Source organism: Paenibacillus cookii, assembly GCF_018333375.1.
Taxonomy (GTDB): Bacteria; Bacillota; Bacilli; order Paenibacillales; family Paenibacillaceae; genus Paenibacillus_AQ; species Paenibacillus_AQ cookii.
In genome coordinates this window covers 19,066-34,861 of record NZ_BORW01000008.1, presented here as the reverse complement: position 1 = coordinate 34,861, position 15,796 = coordinate 19,066, and the positions used below count along the sequence as shown (strand labels likewise).

Annotated in this window: 10 protein-coding genes; 6 read left to right on the top strand and 4 right to left on the bottom strand. The window is 56.9% G+C overall.

Features of this window, described 5'->3' with window-relative positions:
* Positions 1–87: 87 nt before the first annotated feature.
* Genes KI367_RS10080 through KI367_RS10070 form a run of 3 tightly spaced genes read left to right on the top strand, consistent with a single transcriptional unit; the run spans position 88 to position 3,529 of the window.
* The gene (locus KI367_RS10080) at positions 88–1,038 is read left to right on the top strand and encodes an ABC transporter permease (protein WP_212949376.1); all 951 of its coding nucleotides are present in this window, start codon (positions 88–90) and stop codon (positions 1,036–1,038) included.
* Positions 1,039–1,072: 34 nt separating this feature from the next.
* Positions 1,073–1,963, top strand: coding sequence for a carbohydrate ABC transporter permease (locus KI367_RS10075; RefSeq protein ID WP_373316222.1), 891 nt, complete (start codon positions 1,073–1,075; stop codon positions 1,961–1,963).
* A 36-nt stretch (positions 1,964–1,999) separates the two neighbouring features.
* A complete protein-coding gene (locus tag KI367_RS10070) occupies positions 2,000–3,529 on the top strand; it encodes an extracellular solute-binding protein (protein ID WP_212949374.1) in 1,530 nt (509 codons plus the stop codon).
* A gap of 114 nt (positions 3,530–3,643) precedes the next feature.
* Here KI367_RS10070 and KI367_RS10065 read toward each other — a convergent pair whose 3' ends face one another.
* Positions 3,644–4,828: a DUF4272 domain-containing protein gene (locus tag KI367_RS10065; RefSeq protein WP_212949372.1), complete on the bottom strand. Its 1,185-nt coding sequence runs from the start codon at positions 4,826–4,828 to the stop codon at positions 3,644–3,646.
* 574 nt (positions 4,829–5,402) lie between these two features.
* Here KI367_RS10065 and KI367_RS10060 point away from each other — a divergent pair.
* Positions 5,403–5,864 (top strand): KGG domain-containing protein, encoded by a 462-nt coding sequence (locus KI367_RS10060; RefSeq protein WP_212949370.1) that lies wholly within the window; start codon positions 5,403–5,405, stop codon positions 5,862–5,864.
* Positions 5,865–6,084: 220 nt separating this feature from the next.
* On the opposite strand, the gene KI367_RS10055 is transcribed toward KI367_RS10060, so the two are convergent.
* Complete coding sequence (locus KI367_RS10055) at positions 6,085–6,936, bottom strand: SPOR domain-containing protein (protein WP_212949368.1); 852 nt, start codon at positions 6,934–6,936, stop codon at positions 6,085–6,087.
* Positions 6,933–7,457, bottom strand: coding sequence for a sigma-70 family RNA polymerase sigma factor (locus KI367_RS10050; RefSeq protein WP_373316221.1), 525 nt, complete (start codon positions 7,455–7,457; stop codon positions 6,933–6,935). Before KI367_RS10050 ends, KI367_RS10055 begins: the two co-directional genes overlap by 4 nt.
* A 260-nt stretch (positions 7,458–7,717) precedes the next feature.
* Between KI367_RS10050 and KI367_RS10045 the strand changes: the two genes are divergently transcribed.
* Complete coding sequence (locus tag KI367_RS10045; RefSeq protein ID WP_212949366.1) at positions 7,718–8,020, top strand: hypothetical protein; 303 nt, start codon at positions 7,718–7,720, stop codon at positions 8,018–8,020.
* 64 nt (positions 8,021–8,084) lie between these two features.
* Entirely contained in the window at positions 8,085–8,771 is a 687-nt protein-coding gene (locus tag KI367_RS10040; protein WP_281422500.1) for a succinylglutamate desuccinylase/aspartoacylase family protein, read from the top strand.
* 54 nt (positions 8,772–8,825) lie between these two features.
* On the opposite strand, the gene KI367_RS10035 is transcribed toward KI367_RS10040, so the two are convergent.
* On the bottom strand, positions 8,826–15,671 hold the full coding sequence (locus tag KI367_RS10035; protein WP_212949363.1) for an alpha-amylase family glycosyl hydrolase: 6,846 nt from the start codon (positions 15,669–15,671) through the stop codon (positions 8,826–8,828).
* Positions 15,672–15,796: the final 125 nt, after the last annotated feature.

Sequence of the window (15,796 nt, the reverse complement as noted above, 5' to 3'; positions counted from 1 at the left end):
GAGCCTCTACATTGTGCTTATGGCATGCGCGATTTCCAAGCCCGATCGGACCAAATTTCCACAGACAAAAGAAAGCGAGGTAAGCAGATGCGGAAGCGATCATCCAAGCCCGAAGCCAAGCTGCGGGAACCCAAGCGGCCGTTATGGCCCGACCTGAAACGGGACCGGTATTTGTACGTGCTGGCTCTGCCGGGCATTTTGTTTTTCGTTATTTTCAAATATATTCCGATCACCAACCTGGTCATCGGTTTTCAGGACTACTCCCCTTACCTGGGGATCGCCGGAAGTCCATGGGTCGGATTCGAGCATTTTACCCGGTTTTTCTCGAACCCGGACTTCTGGATGCTGCTGCGCAACACGCTCGGGATCAGCTTGATGAATCTGGTCTTCTTTTTCCCGGCGCCGATCATCCTCGCCCTGATGCTGAACGAGGTTCGCCATCAGCTGATGAAACGGACCGTGCAGTCGCTCATCTATATCCCGCACTTTCTGTCGTGGGTGCTGATTTACGGCCTGACCTATCTGATGTTCTCCCAGTCCGAAGGGCTGTTCAACAAGCTGCTGACGGCGCTGGACAAAGATACGGTCGATATTTTATCGAATCCGAAGCTGTTTTGGGGCATGCTGACGGCGCAGTCCATCTGGAAAGAGGTCGGCTGGGGCACGATCATTTTCCTCGCCGCCATTGCCGGCGTCGATCCGCAACAATATGAAGCGGCCGTCATCGACGGAGCCGGGCGTTTCCGGCGGATGTGGCATATTACGCTGCCCGCGATGCGGAACGTCATCATGATTCTGCTTATTTTACGGCTCGGAACGATCATGGACACGGGCTTCGAGCAGGTCTACCTGATGATGAACGCCGCCGTCACAGAGGTCGCCGAAGTATTCGATACGTACGTATACCGCGTCGGCATCCGGCAAGGGGAATTCAGCTACAGCACCGCCATCGGCCTCTTCAAATCGATCGTGGGCGTCATCTTGGTCGTCGGCGCGAACAGGGCCGCCAAACGTTTCGGCCAGGAAAGCCTGTATTAACGCAATAGCCCCCACCGAAAGGAGAGTATAGCCGATGATCATGGAAGTCAATTCATCCTGGAAAGACCGGCTGTTTGCCTGCGCTAACGGCGGACTCCTGATTTTGTTCAGCCTGGCCATGGTTTTCCCGATCTATTACACCATCGTGCTTTCGTTTACCGATTCGACGGAGTATTACACCCGGGACTTGATCCTGTGGCCGCATCAATGGTCGCTGGATGCCTATAAATATTTGCTTGGCAACGGCTTGTTCGTCAATTCGTTGATGGTCAGCGTGTTTCTGGCCACGGTCGGCACCGCTCTCAGCCTGCTTGTGACGGGAGGGCTCGCTTACGCCATCTCCTGCCGGCGCCTGCGCTTCCGCAAAACGATGATGTTCATGATCCTGCTGACCTTTTTATTCACGCCCGGGCTTGTCCCGGTCTACTTGATCGTGCGGAATCTGGGCCTGATCGACAGCGTCTGGTCCCTGATTTTGCCTTCGCTTACCAGCGGCTGGTACGTGCTGCTCATGAAAGGTTTTTTCGACGGCATCCCGGACAGCCTGGACGAAGCCGCACGCATCGACGGCTGCACCGAAATCAGCGTCTTCTGGCGGATCATCATCCCGCTGTCGCTGCCCGCCATCGTCGCCTTCGGCCTGTTTTTTGCGGTCGGCTATTGGAACACGTATTTTAACGGCATCATGTTCATCAACCAGCAGTCGAAATGGCCGCTGCAGGTGCTGCTGCAAAACATGCTCGTCGATCCGACCACCATGGGCGGCGGCGAACAAAACGTGTCCCTGCAAATGAACCGGCAGCTGCCGACGGAAACGCTCAAAATGGCCGCGGTCGTCATCGCCACCATTCCCATCATGCTCGTGTATCCGTTCCTTCAGAAGCATTTTGCGACAGGCGCCATGGTCGGCTCCGTGAAGGAATGAGGCATACAGGTTTGCCAAATCAAAGGAGGTTATGAAATGAGTCCATCCGGAACAAAGGTACAGAAAAAGATGCTGCTCAAATCCATGCTGGTCGCGCTCGGCGCGAGCGTGCTGCTGACGGCATGCGGCGGCTCCAAAGGGGCATCGAAAGAGGGGGACGGGCCGACGCCGATCCAGATGCAGACGCTGAATTACGCCACCGAATTTATCGACAATACCAACCCGATCTGGAAGGAATTCGAGAAGCGCACCAGCACCAAGCTCGACATCACCTGGCTGTCCCCGTCCACGTCGGAGGAAAAAATCAACGTCATGCTCGCCTCCGGCGACCTGCCCGAGGTGACGTTCGTAGAGTCGCTGATCAACCCGCAGCTGCAGAAAATGATCAAGCAAGGGGTCTTCTGGGATTTGACGCCTTACATCAAGGATTATCCGAATCTGAGCGCTTCCAACCTAGCCGAGATGTGGACCGCATCCAAGGTGGACGGCAAAAACTACGTCATTCCGCGCTACTACCCGAGCTATGGCGGGGGTGCCTTCCCGATTCTTCGCAAGGACTGGATGGATAAGCTCGGGCTGCAAACGCCGACGAACATGGACCAGTTGTTCGAGGTGCTGAAGGCATTCAAGGAAAAGGATCCGAACGGCAACGGACAGGCGGACGAAGTGCCGTATGCGGCGAACCCGGACACGATGGGCTTCGTGTACGGCGTGTTCAACGGAACGCAAGGGCAATGGAAGCTGAAAGACGACAAACTCGTTCCCGTCATCACGGAAGACGCCTCCCGCGATGCGGTATTGTGGCTGAAAAAAACGTTTGACGCGGGGCTGTTCCCGAAAGATTTTGCCATCATGAAATATTCCCAGACGGTGGACCTGATCCGCGGCGGCAATGCGGGCGGCACCTCCCAATCGATGAACCATGCGTGGGTGACGGGCTCCAAAATCCGCGAGGTCGTGCCGACGGCCGACTATATGCCGATCACGTACCTGGAAAACGCCGGCGGGGAAAAATACACGCCGTCCGGCACGCCGTATTACGGGGTGTACCTGATTCCGAAAAAGGTGCCTGAAGCGAAAGTGAAAAAAATTCTCGGGTTTTTCGACTATGCTTACGGCAAAGAAGGCAACGAGCTGGCGACCTACGGCATCGAAGGCGTGCATTACACGGTGCAGAACGGCCGGAAAATTCCGACGCCGCAAAGCGAAAAAGACCATCTGGGCGACGGCAACATGAACAACCTGATCCACCTGATCAGCGACGACATGTCCATCGGCGCGGTCGGCATGCCGGACGATGTGTACAACCGGAACGTCGAAATCGTGAATGAACGCAAAAAAATCAAAACGCCGAACCCCGGCAGCGAGCTGTACTCCGAGGCTTACAACAAATACTATCCGGAAATTTCGAAAAAAGTGAGCGACATGCGCACCAAGGTCATCATCGGCAAGGACACCATCGAAAACTACGACAAATTCATCGAGCAGCTGCGCAACGACCCGACCTTGAAGCAGGTGGCGGATGAAATGACGGAAGCGTATCATAAAAAGATGAGCAGCCAGTAAGGCGGGAAAGCGCTGGGTTATCCCGCCGGACCCCCGGGACTGTGCACAACAAAACAAAGGGATGTCTCCAAGGTTCGCACCTTGAGGACATCCCTTTTGCGTTCCGGGCTTCCATTATGTATCCATGCTGATATCGTCCCATGCCTCGTCCCGGAAGCCGATCATCCAAAACAACGCCCGGCGCCGCTCCATCACGACGCTTTCGTTCAGGCCGGCCGCAGGCTCCCTGCCATGAATCCGGTCATTGACGCAGGCCCAATGCAAGCGATAGATTTTGTCCGCTTCGTCCAATATGTCTTCCGCGCGCCGAAGCGCCGTCCGCTCCAAAAACTCGTCGAAACCGCCGCAGCTCGATACCGCCTCAATCGCGGCATGGGAGTCGCAAGCATGATCCGGAAAATCAAGCGAATCCACCACCCCAAGCGCCCAGAGCAGCGCCCAATAAGCCTCGTACTGCCAGACCAGATTAACGGCGTCCTGATACCCGGGCTCCGCCTCCTCCAGCAAATCCTTTTCGGCTTCGGTTAATGCATCCTTGACCCCGAATTGCTCCAGCAGGCGGTTCACGAAAGCCTTCGACTCGGCCAAGTCCCCCTCTTGGGCGACGTCGCACGCGTATTGGATGACGATCAGCAGCGCCGCGGCCCGGCGGGCGATCTCCTCCCTGGATCTGACCTTCAGCTCGCTAAGCGGAGGCAGTTCAGGCAAATGCTCCACGAACGGGACTTGCTTTTCCGTCAGATACGCCAGACTTCTTTGCTTCCGCTCCGCGCCCTCCGGCGTCGTATGGTCCTCGCCCCGGATTTTTCTCGTGCATGCCCGCGGACTGAAATCGGCGGCATCGGAGCTGCCGTCGGGATACACGATGACCCGCCCATCCCGGTCGAGCAGCGTCCCGTCGGGGATAAACCCGATGCCGTCCACCTTGGCGGCAAGCCTGACGAAGCGGTCCAGGTCGTCTTGGCCGTATTCTTTTTCCGTTTCGATCGCCAGCATCGTGTTAATCACGGAGATTTGGATCAGCACGCGGCGTTTCAAATCCTCGTCCTGGAACGGGATGCGGTCGTAAAATCCCATCATTCCCGGCATATTGTTCGCGAAATAATCCGGATCGGTATCCTCCGAGGCCACGCGAATCGTGATTCTGTTGTTTTTGAACCAGCCCTTCGGCTGAACCGTCATCTCCTTTTCCCCCGGAGCCCCGCCCGTTACTTTAAAGCCGTCCGCAAAAACCTCATGAACCAGCCCGCCGATATCCTCGATATCGTTTCGGGATGCGAATATCGTAAAATAAGGCAAAAAACATTCCCCTTCCTGTCAGCGACGGTTCATTCATCCCTTTAACCGTTAACGCCATAAAATAGGTCCCAAACTTGTTGCCGGCCGCCGATTGCACGATCCGTTCGAGTTCCGCGTGTGCAAGCAGCCCGTGATCTACACCGGCATAAGCCCCAAAACGTTTCCCAGTCGAGCCCCCTTGCGTTCATCGATTTGCGGATCGGCCACAGCAGCGTGGCCGGTACACCCATTGTGTTCAATCCGCCTCCTCCCGACCGGCGCAAATGATCAAGCTTCCCGCGCGTTTCCTCATGTCGCTTGCCACTTGGTTCCCGTTATGATGGGTTCAATTCTATTTTACACGACGCCGTTTCGATCAGGGGGAACAAACTATGCACAAAAATATGACGGTCATCGCCGGCCATCCCGATCCCGAAAGCTACTGCCACGCTTTACCGAGATCGGCAAGTTAGAAGCTGGCATAGCATGAATCCGCTCACCCTGCTCCAGCATCATCGGATGTTTCAGATTCCGATGCACGGGTAAGTAAAGAGTGCGCAAGCAAAACTCAATACCCTAGAAGGAGTGATTCGAAATGGCAAACAATAAGGATGACCGTAAGATGACACTCGAAGAAGCTGGACGCAAGGGTGGCGAGACGACCGCCAAAACGCATGACCGTGAATTTTATCAGGAAATCGGCCGTAAAGGCGGAGAGGCAACATCGGAATCCCATGGCCGCGATTTCTATGAGGAAATCGGCCGCAAAGGCGGCGAAGCGACAGCGGATTCCCATGACCGCGAGTTTTATCAGGAAATCGGCCGCAAGGGCGGCGAAGCAACGTCGGATTCCCACGACCGTGACTTCTATCAGGAAATCGGCCGCAAGGGCGGCGAAGCGACGTCGGATTCCCATGACCGTGACTTCTATCAGGAAATCGGCCGCAAGGGCGGCGAAGCGAGAAGCGACAGCGATGGGAAAGATGGCAAAATGAGCCGCGAGGAAGCCGGCCGTAAGGGCGGCGAAGCCCGGGCCCGTCAAAGGGACGACTCTTAATGTAGCGAAATAGATGAATAAAAGAAAGCCGGCAAAGGAAGCTCTGCAAAAAAGGGCCTTCCTGCCGACAGCCTTCGAAACTTGAAAAGGACAGCGCGCAGCTGTCCTTTTCGCTATTTCGGGAACGGGCCGTCATCGGGAGAACAGGTCCGTTCGTGTCCGGGACGGCCCTTATCCGAAAGAAGGTCCTCCACTGCGGGTTGCCGTCCCGTTCCATGCCTCACTCCGGATTTTCGTTGCTCATCCAACCGTCGACTTGGAGCGGCTCGAAATAGTCCTCTCTGGCGGATAATTTGCGCAGCAGCTCCTCAGCCTCGCCGCGGGAAGCAAAACCGCCCATGACAACGACAAATTTGCCGTTTTTGGTTTTGATGACGCTGCTGCCGTCCCCGGCATACTGCTCCTCAAGGATCGCCAGCGTTTCTCCCTGCTCCATTTCCTGGCTGCGGACAACATAGACCTCATGCGCTTTTTCCTGTTTCGCTGCGCCAAACAGCTTCAGCTGGATATAGCCCGGCTGCCGGTATTCCGATACGGAATAATCGATGTTGTCCCCCAGCTCAACGACAAACCGGACCGCGGAATCGTCCAAAATCACGTTGCTGTAAACGTCTTTCACATTGGAGAGCCCGCGAATGTCCCGCTTCAGCTTTTCCATATTCAGGTTCCGGACGCCGTTAAAGGTAAAGATCAAGCGGTTTGGCGCTTCCTTGCGTTCGACCGTATACGCCGGCGCGCTCTCCGTCCGTTCGCCGTCGATCGTGAAATGGATGTTCAGCGAATTTTCCTCCGCCGTCGTGGTCACGGACACCCCGTCGGTGCGCTCGCCCCCGCTTCCCACCTGCAGCACTTTGACGATCGACCCGATGACCGGCACATCCGACAATGCCATGGCCACGCCAGGCACGTTCGCCGTAATGATGAAAGCGGCGCAGGCCGCCACGAGAGCGGACGAGCCCCGGAGCCATGCCATGTTTCGTTTATGGGCGCGCCCCCTTTTCATGGCGTCCTGAATGACCCCGGAAAGGCGGGATGGGATCTCGATGTCGTCATAGCGTTCTTTCCCCGTCATTGTACATCCACCTCTTCCTTGACCAAATGTTTTTTGAGTTTGCCCAAAATCCGGTACAGCTTCGTTTTTACGGTGTTTTCGGGCAGGGACAGCACTTCCGCCATATCCTTGAACCGTTTATCCTCAAAATATTTCAATATGATAAAAGCCTTGTCTTCCGGCTTCAGCCGATCCAGCGCGTCATATAGATCCCATTTCTCCTCCAAAGAAACCGGGTCTTCTTTCGCCGCAAATTCCGCCGCGCCGTCTTCCGTATACGTATATTTTTTATTTCTTTTCATATGGTCGAGCGCGCAGTGAATGACGATCCGGCTGATCCAGGTTTCAAAATATTCCGGGTTTTTCAATTTCCCGAAGGATAGATATGCTTTGTACGTTGCTTCGGAGACGATTTCCAAAGCCTCCTGTTCATTTTTCACGTAGCAGTATGCAAAGCGGTAGAGCTTTTCCTTGCAGGCTTCGATCCGCTCGCTGAATTGCCGCTCCGTCATTGTTTTTGTTTTGCTGTTCAGTTGATTCACCCCCTGACGGCTTCAAAGGCGCGTTTCGCCCCGCGGTTCTCATCCCGGGCCCTAGGTCTTTGAGTGCCGCTTATGCCCGTTTGACTGGGGAAACACCAAAAAAGTTTCAAATACATCATTGCGAATAAAAGGAAACCATCGTAAACGGATCGGAATCAGGCTGCAGCTCCGTCGATTTCGGTCGTAACTTTGGAGACCTATTTTATGTTATATACAATAAACGAATCCCTGAGCCAAGAGGGGAAAGGACGGGGTGACTCATGACGGAGGAAGTTAAGGAAAACAAGCGGCTGGAGGATCTGCGGAAAAAGCATTCGGAGCTCTGGGAAGCGCTGTCGGCGCTCCGGGAGGATCAAGCGGAACGTTTGCTGGACAGCTTCTCGAAGCAGATACGAAAAGCCGAAGCCGACGGCAACCGGCAGGTCCGGAACGAAGCGGATGGCGAACCCGGCATCGGGCATACGCTGCGCTCCCCGTGGTTTTACGTATCGCTGTTCATTGGACTGAGCCTGCCGGTCGCTGCCTATATTGCATTCATTTATATGTCATTGTCGCTGGAGTAACTTATGATTTGACAAATGCCTGTACCTTCGGCCTTCTGGACGCATACCTTAATCCAGAAGGGAGATGAAGGCCATGACCGTCCAGAACCATACGTTGGCCGCGGGCACTTCCCATGCCGCACCTTATTACATCGTTCCGGGAGGGCGAAGCGGTCCCGTCATGATGATTGTTGCGGGAATCCACGGCAATGAAACGGCAAGCATCCATTCCGCGCGCCAGCTGGTGGAACAGCTTCGGAATCGGCGGCTCCGCATTGCCCGGGGCAAGCTGATCATCGTGCCCGTCGCCAATCCCCAAGCCTACCGCAAACGAATCCGCGGCGTTCCCGATCTGAACCGGACTTTTCCGAAAGGGCCGAAACGTCCTGCCACCCATCCGATGTCCCAAGCGATCGTTCAGCTGATGAAAACCTACAAACCTTCCTGGTATTTGGATCTCCATGAAGCCAACGGGCTGTCGAAGCACGACGCCAAGGTGCTTGGGCAGACGCTCGTCACCGACGCCGCCAATCCGGTCGTCCCGGCCGCCCGGCGCGTCATCCAACGGGTGAACTCCGCCCTGCAATCCCCTTCCCATCAATTCCACCTGCGCCTGCATCCGCTGTTGGGCTCGTCCCGAACGGCGGCGGCCCGCCTGATTCATGCCAAAACCGTTACCGTCGAAACGTGCTGGAGCCTTCCTTTTCATGTCCGCAAATCTTATCAGAATCGGATAATCAAACATTTTCTCAGGGAGGCTGGAATGGTTTGATCCCGAATCGAAACCCAAAAAGCCCCCTGACAAGTCAGGGGGCTTTAGACAGGCCTATTTTCCTGTTAACAAACGGTAAATGACCTGGGCGCTTTCCGCGCGGGTCGTCTGGCCTTGCGGAAGGAGCAGACCGTTTCCGCTGCCCGTCAGCAATCCCAGCTTGGCTGCCGTTTGCACGGCATCGCGCGCCCATGGGCTGATCCGGCCGGCGTCCGTAAATACGGTATCTACGCCGGAAACGCCGGAATTTGCCGGATGCTTCGCATGGTATGCTCTGACAAGCATCACGGCCATTTCCTCGCGGGTAATCACCGCGTTTGGTTCAAAGACGGCTTCGGAACGCCCTTGCACGATGCCCGCTTCATGCACGGCGGCTACGGACGCCGCATACCAAGCATCGCCAGGCACGTCGGCAAATGCCGCCGCCTGCTTCGCTTCAAGCCCCATAGCGCGCGCGATCAGGGCGGCGAATTCCGCACGCGTCACGCTGCGCTGCGGCTCGAACCGGTCTGAGCTTGTTCCGGTTGCGATTTGGCGCGCAGCGAGGTAGGAAACGGCGTCAGACGCCCAGTGGCCTGCAGGCAGATCGGCAAATCCCTTCCGCCATTCCAAAGCCGCATACGTGCCGGGCTTCCGAATGTCTGCCGTTAGGGTTCCCCCGGCATTCGAGGCGTCGCCGATCCATTCCAAGGCGCCGTCGTCCGATACCCGATACAACGCCGTCAAGTTCCGTTTTGCCTGGTCTTGGGTTTTGAGGCTCAGACGCAAAGCCGGATGAAACGACGACAGCTCCTTCATCGTTTTTCCGCTTCCATCGATCAGCAGCAGCTTCAGATCGTACCACTCCGATTGCTTCGCGAGCTGCGCCCCGGACTTCGCGCCCGCCTTCGACAGAAGCTGCTGCACCGCCGAAGCGTCGACGGCTGCAAGCTGCAGGCAAATTTGCCGGCCTGGCGCTGCACCGTCGGCAGCGGCCTTCAGCTGCTCCAAAACGGCGGCCGGAACGGTTACCGTATCGGCACCGCGCTTCACTTGGAGCGCCGCGCCTTGCAGCAGGCTTCCCGTTTGAACCGGAAGCAGCACGCGGTCGGCGCTTCCCGCATCAATTTCGGCAGTGCTGCCGTTGCCGCGATGGTTCACTGCCGTTGTGATCTGTTCGACGGTGAACACGGCGGTTTTGGCATCCTTTTCGCTAGGGCTGCCGCCCGGGCTTGACGGGGTGCCGGAAGAGCTGCCCGGCGCACTGCCGCCTGCTCCGCCCGAACCTCCGCCTTCTTGGCCGCCATTGCCGCCGTCCCCGCCTTTATGGGACACGGTGACGGTGCTTTGTGCCTGATAACCGCCGTCGTGGGTCGTGACGGTTATCGTTGCGGTACCTGCTTTCAGCGGCGTTACGGTGCCGTTGGCATCGACTTTCGCGACAGTTTCGTCGCTCGAAGCGAACGACACCGCCTTGTCGGCTGCATCCTCCGGTTGAACGCGGGCGGTCAACGTTCCGACAGAGCCGCCTTCCGTCAAATGCAGCTCGTTCGGAGCAAGCGTCACGCCGGTGACGCGAACGGGATTCGGTTCGCCTTCCTTGTCCTTGCGCGTAATGGCGAGCTCAATCGTTTTGGTTGCCTTGGCGGCCCGCCCCTTATCCTCATACCACGGCAAGTTTAACGTCTCCGCGCTTGGCTCGGTATGGACGGAGAAGCGGTTCATGCCCGGAAGCAACGGAATGTCCCGGACCTCCACGTTCCCTTTGGCATCCAGCGCATCCGCCGGAATCGGCTGCCCGTTGATGGTCACGGCCGAACCGTATGGAACGTTGGCTTTTAACGTAAAGCGGTCCTCGGTCGTTTCGTAGGCGATCGCCTCACCGTAGGAAGTCCGCGGAAGCATAACGATCATCGGCATATCCACCCAGCGCAGAACGTAATCGTTGACGGTCATCTTGTTGCCGCCCTCGTTTTTGACGGTCAGCTTCATGTTCGTATTTTCGGAGGAATACGCATAGTTGCTCATGTCTGAAGGATCGTCGGCCACGCGGGAATGGGAGGTCAGCGCTTCGGTATCCCAGGTTCCCCGCGTATATTTGTATTCGATCTGTTTTCCGGCCATCATTTTGAAATCGTATTCCACGATGTCCCGGGTGGTCGCCCCGCTTGGCACGTTCAGCTTCCCTCCGGCCTGGTTCCAGCCGTTGATCGTCCCCGCGATGTAAATATCGTCCTCTACCGGCGTGTAGCTCGGCAAATGCAAACGGAGCTTGACGTCGACCATGACGAGCTTCGGCGTCACCGTCTGCTCATCCGAGAAAGCCCGATTATAAAACGCATCGATCGCTGCGACCCGGTACGTGTACGTCGTGTCGTTGGTTACGGTAAAATCCGTGTAACCCTGCGCCGAAGCATCGAGAACGGCCAGCTTTTTGAAATTCCCCCCGTCCTGCTTGCGGTAGACCTCGAATTTGAACGCGCCGCCCGCGTGGGTCCATGCCAACTGGGCGCGGCTCGATTCGGTGCCGATCGAAGCCAGGACCGGTGCTTCCGGCGGCGTCGTATTCACCGGGTCGGCATAAACATCGACATTTGCGGAGGCAGATTCCGTATATGTCTGTCCGTTGTCGGTGGACACCTTGGCGAAATAATGGAAGGTCCCGGCTTCCGTCGGTTCAAACGCAGCCCAGTACACCTTCCGCCCGTCCGGCGTATCTTCCGAATAACGCAGCTTGGTTTCGCCCGCATCCTCCTTGTTATCGCCTTCCTTGTAAAAAGCCAGCTTGGCTGCAACCCCCGGCATTTCTTTTCCGGCGTAAGCAGGATGATCCGATAATCCCGGTACGTGGATCGTGACTTGGATTGGCGAAGTCTTATGCCCCGCCCCCAAGGTCACGGGCGTCGAGGTGCCTGTGATTTCCACCGATTGCACCGGATAAAAAGGCGTAGCGGATGCGTAATCGCTCAAACCGCTCTCCCCATCCGGCGTGACCGCCGTCACGGCATAATAATATTTCGTTCCGTTCTGTACGTTCGTATCCGTCCAGTCCGTTCCGTTCACCGTTGCTGCTTGCTCGAGCGTCCCGCCTTCGATCGGTGCGCGGTAAATGCGGTAAGACGCCGCTTCCGGAACGGCCTTCCACGACAGCGCGACGGAGCCGTTGCCTCCGATGGCCTGCAGTTCGCTCACTTTAGGCACGGCCTTCAGGCTCGCATCCGAAGTCATCATCATGCCGCTCATCGCCTTGACCGTCAAACTGGCCTTTCCGTCCTTGAATTGAACCGTCGTTCCTCTTCCCAGCCGGTCGGTGAGGCTGATATCGGATGGCAGAAAACCGGCGGTGTCGAGGCTGATCGTCGCGTCGCTGCCGCCGCGGTTGACGATGACGAGACCCGCCTGGGCATCGGTTTTGCGCGCATAAGCGATGACGTCGCCTTCGTCATAGGCCACCTTTAGATCGCCCGTACGGAATACCTCGTTGTCGTTTCGGATTTCAGCCGCCTTTTGGTAGGTGGCCAGCAGATCCGCGTATTTCCCCGTTCCCGCATAACCTCCCCCGGTTTCGCTTACCCGTTCCCACGGGAATGTCCGGCGGGAGTCCGGATCTTTTGTGCCTTCCAAGCCTACTTCATCCCCATAGTAGATCGTGGGCGCTCCCGGGTAGCCCATCTGGAAAATGGCCGTCAGCGCCTGCATGCCAAGCGCCCGGTCCGACGGGCTTGGAGCGATCTGCAAATGCTCTTCTTCCCAGGACGGTTTGTCGTATTTGGTGATCGAGCGGATGGTGTCGTGCGAATCCACCAAATTCAGCATGACTTCCCACGCCTCTTGCGGATAATCCTCGCGGATCGATTCCAGCGATTCATGGAACTGGGCGGCGTTCCCGTTCAGGACAAACGTTTGCAAAGCGCTGCGGAAGCGGTAATTCATCACCGAATCGAACTGGTCGCCAAGCAAAAACCTGGTCGCCACGCCCCACTCTTCGCCCAAAATGATCGGGTCGTCGATGGGCTCGCCGTTGGCGTCGGTCCGTCCCTCCGTCGATTTGACGGCTTTGCGGAACTGCTCCCACGTGCCCGAGGACACGTCAGGCGCAACATCCAGCCGCCAGCCCCGGGCGCCGAGCCATTCCCAGCGCTGGGAGTTGGCCTCCTGCATCCGCTGTGCCGCCTGGTCATCCGATAGGCCCGTCAAGTCATGGCCGATCACCTGATCCCGGTATCCTTGAACGTTCCATTCGTGGTTGCCGGACAGACCATCCGCATCGCCGGCAGCCGGTTCGGGCGCATCAATGACGGGCAGGGAGTCGAACCCCCACCAGCCTTCGTATTTGTAATGGCCGTCGACCTTTTCGTTCGATACCTTGAACCATGTCGTAAAGTCAAAGTCTTCAGGGTAAGCATAATGCTTGCCCGTCGCCGGATTGATTTGGGACGTAAACGAATCAACCACCTGCTGCTTGGCCTTCTCCAACGTCAGGCTTGAATCCGCATTCATTTTGTCGTAAACCTTCGACCAAAATTCGTAAGCCCCGATCTCCGGATATTTCTCATAACGGTCAAAATAAATGGAGTCGTCGCCGACATGGTTAAACACGCCGTCCACGATCAGCCGGATGCCTTTGGCGCGCGCCTGTTTGGCAAACTCGGCAAAGACGCGGTCGGATGCGGTTCTTGTCGCTTCGTAGTTCAAACCCGAGGTCGGGTCGCCCGGCTTGTTATACACCGGCTCGCCGAACATCGGATCCAGATGCTTGTAGTCGGTGGCGTCGTACTTATGGTTGGAAGCCGCCCAAGCGACCGGGTTGAAATAAATGACGGTAACGCCAAGCGATTTTAAATAATCCAGCTTTTTCGCCACGCCTTGGATATCCCCGCCGTAGAATTCGTTCGTCCACACGCCGTCGGACTTGGCATCCGGGAAATAAGGCTTGTTTTGCGGGAGCACGCGGTCCGGGTTTTCCGGCACGTCGCTCCACGAGCCTGCAACATCCTCCGGCACGGGGTCGCCCGGGACGCCGCCATCGAAAAATTGGAGCTTATGCCCGTTTTTCGACGTCATCGTTTCGCCCGGCATGGCGCCGCCGCGGTAACCGTCCACGATTTTCGCCCGGTTGTTGTCCGGGTTGCCGTCGAGGAACCGGTCCGGGAAAATCTGATACACGACCGCGTTTTTCATCCAGTCCGGCGTTTTAAAATCCTTCTTGTACACGGTCAGCTCGTACGGGAGCACCCCGTCGTCAGCCGTGGTGCCTGTTCCGCCGCGGTTGTTGTCGTCCCCGTACTCCACCTTGGACATCCCGTCGACGAGAATGAATTTATAATTCCATACGCCGATGCCTTGAAAAGCCGTTTTCGGAATCGTGGCCTCCCAATAGTCCAGCCCTCCAAAGGAAGTCGCCACATGCATATCGTAAGCGGAAGACATCCCCTCGGGATTCGTCAGCTCCACGCGCGCGACCTGGACGTCCCCCGCCTCGGCCGCGATCCGCAGCGTGACGTCTTCCGTTTGCTCCTTGACGGCTCCGAAAGGCTTTTTATAAGTCATCTGACGCGAATCGAAATACAGCTTGCCCTTGTTGATTTTGCCGTCGTAAGCGGCGTCGGAAGGCATGTAGTTGGTCGTCAGCACCGGTTTCGGCTGGCTGAGATCAATGGAAAATATGACGTCGGACGGATCCAGAACGTTCAAAAGAAAATTGTTTCCGTTTTCGTCCCCGTAATTCGGGGTTCCATCCCACCGGTCCCCCAGCACCACCTTCATCTCGTATTTGCCTGCAGGCACCGGGCGCTGCAGCTCATACACCGAACCGTCAAACCGGGTATCGACGAACATCTGCTTCGCTTCGCCCGGAGCCCACTCGTTTTCGCCGAACAGCTTTTGGATATTGCCTACCAGCCTCGGCCATTCGGCTTCGGTCAGCTTGGGCGCATATTGCGGCAGGCCCTGCACGTTCGGCAGATTGATGCGCGCCTCACCAAGCTTTTCGTTGACGTAAATATTCACCTTTGCGGGGGCATCCAAATCGAACGCAAAATTGTTGCCGTTGTTCGAAAACCCGTCCCAGGTGCCGCTTTTAACGATTTTGAACTCATGATGGCCCGCATCCAGCACCGCGGAATATTGATAAAAATCTCCCGTCAGATGCTTCATTCGCGTCTCTTCGGAGCTGTTGTTCCAGCCCTGGAAGCTGCCGGCGACCACCCATTTGGACGCGCCTCCCGGCTGATCAACCAGCGGGTCGGGCGCCAGCCCGGAGAGTCCGGCCTTCGCCGCAGGTTCTGCAGGCGGCTGTTCCGAGGCTGCGGCCTCCACCGTGATTTTGCTGTCGGGGCCGTCCGCCGGAGGGTTGCCCGGGTCGGAAAAGCGGATGTCTCCCGTCCCTTCGGAGGAAGCGACAAACGCATACGTATACTCCCCGGCCGGAAGCGTCTCCGTCGCGTATTGATACGTGCCGCTTTCGAGCGCAAGCGGGTGTTGGTCCGCTCCCCCGGAAGCGTCAAAGCTTCCCGTCACCTTGAACACAGGGGTATAGGACAGGCGCAAAACGCCTTGATCATCGGCGGAAGCCGTCAGGGGCGACCCGCTTTGCTGCACGCCGTTGACGGCAATCGCGTAGGCATATTCCTCTCCGGCTTGCAGCCCGGGGACTTCAGCCGTGTATGTACCGTCGTTGTCCGGATCGGTGAGTTCCGCCGTCTCATTCCATCCTGCGGATGCTCCTGAAGCCGTGACCTGAATCAGCGTTTGCGGCAGCCGGAAATAAATCTTGCCTTCCTCCGCGAACGTGCTTTTCGGCCCGGCCTCCGCCGCTTCGGCCAAAACCGGGCGGAAAACGCCGGCCATCAGTTCGATTGTCATCATGACCGCCAATAGCAAAGACAACACGCGGATTGGTTTTTTTCTGCGATAGCTCATATAAGGCCTCCTTGATAAAAGTGATGATCAAAACCTGGTTCATTCATTGGGCAAACGTTTGCACAAACGCAAATAAACCTCCTTTATTGTTTTTGTATGTCAAACCCTGATGCTTGAAATCAAAA

What these genes read in the sequence shown, in the direction of transcription:
- KI367_RS10080 (WP_212949376.1), top strand. Translation starts at nt 88, where the DNA reads ATGCGGAAGCGATCATCCAAGCCCGAAGCCAAGCTGCGGGAACCCAAG.
- KI367_RS10075 (WP_373316222.1), top strand. Translation starts at nt 1,073, where the DNA reads ATGATCATGGAAGTCAATTCATCCTGGAAAGACCGGCTGTTTGCCTGC.
- KI367_RS10070 (WP_212949374.1), top strand. Translation starts at nt 2,000, where the DNA reads ATGAGTCCATCCGGAACAAAGGTACAGAAAAAGATGCTGCTCAAATCC.
- KI367_RS10060 (WP_212949370.1), top strand. Translation starts at nt 5,403, where the DNA reads ATGGCAAACAATAAGGATGACCGTAAGATGACACTCGAAGAAGCTGGA.
- KI367_RS10055 (WP_212949368.1), bottom strand. Translation starts at nt 6,936, where the DNA reads ATGACGGGGAAAGAACGCTATGACGACATCGAGATCCCATCCCGCCTT.
- KI367_RS10045 (WP_212949366.1), top strand. Translation starts at nt 7,718, where the DNA reads ATGACGGAGGAAGTTAAGGAAAACAAGCGGCTGGAGGATCTGCGGAAA.
- KI367_RS10040 (WP_281422500.1), top strand. Translation starts at nt 8,085, where the DNA reads ATGAAGGCCATGACCGTCCAGAACCATACGTTGGCCGCGGGCACTTCC.
- KI367_RS10035 (WP_212949363.1), bottom strand. Translation starts at nt 15,671, where the DNA reads ATGAGCTATCGCAGAAAAAAACCAATCCGCGTGTTGTCTTTGCTATTG.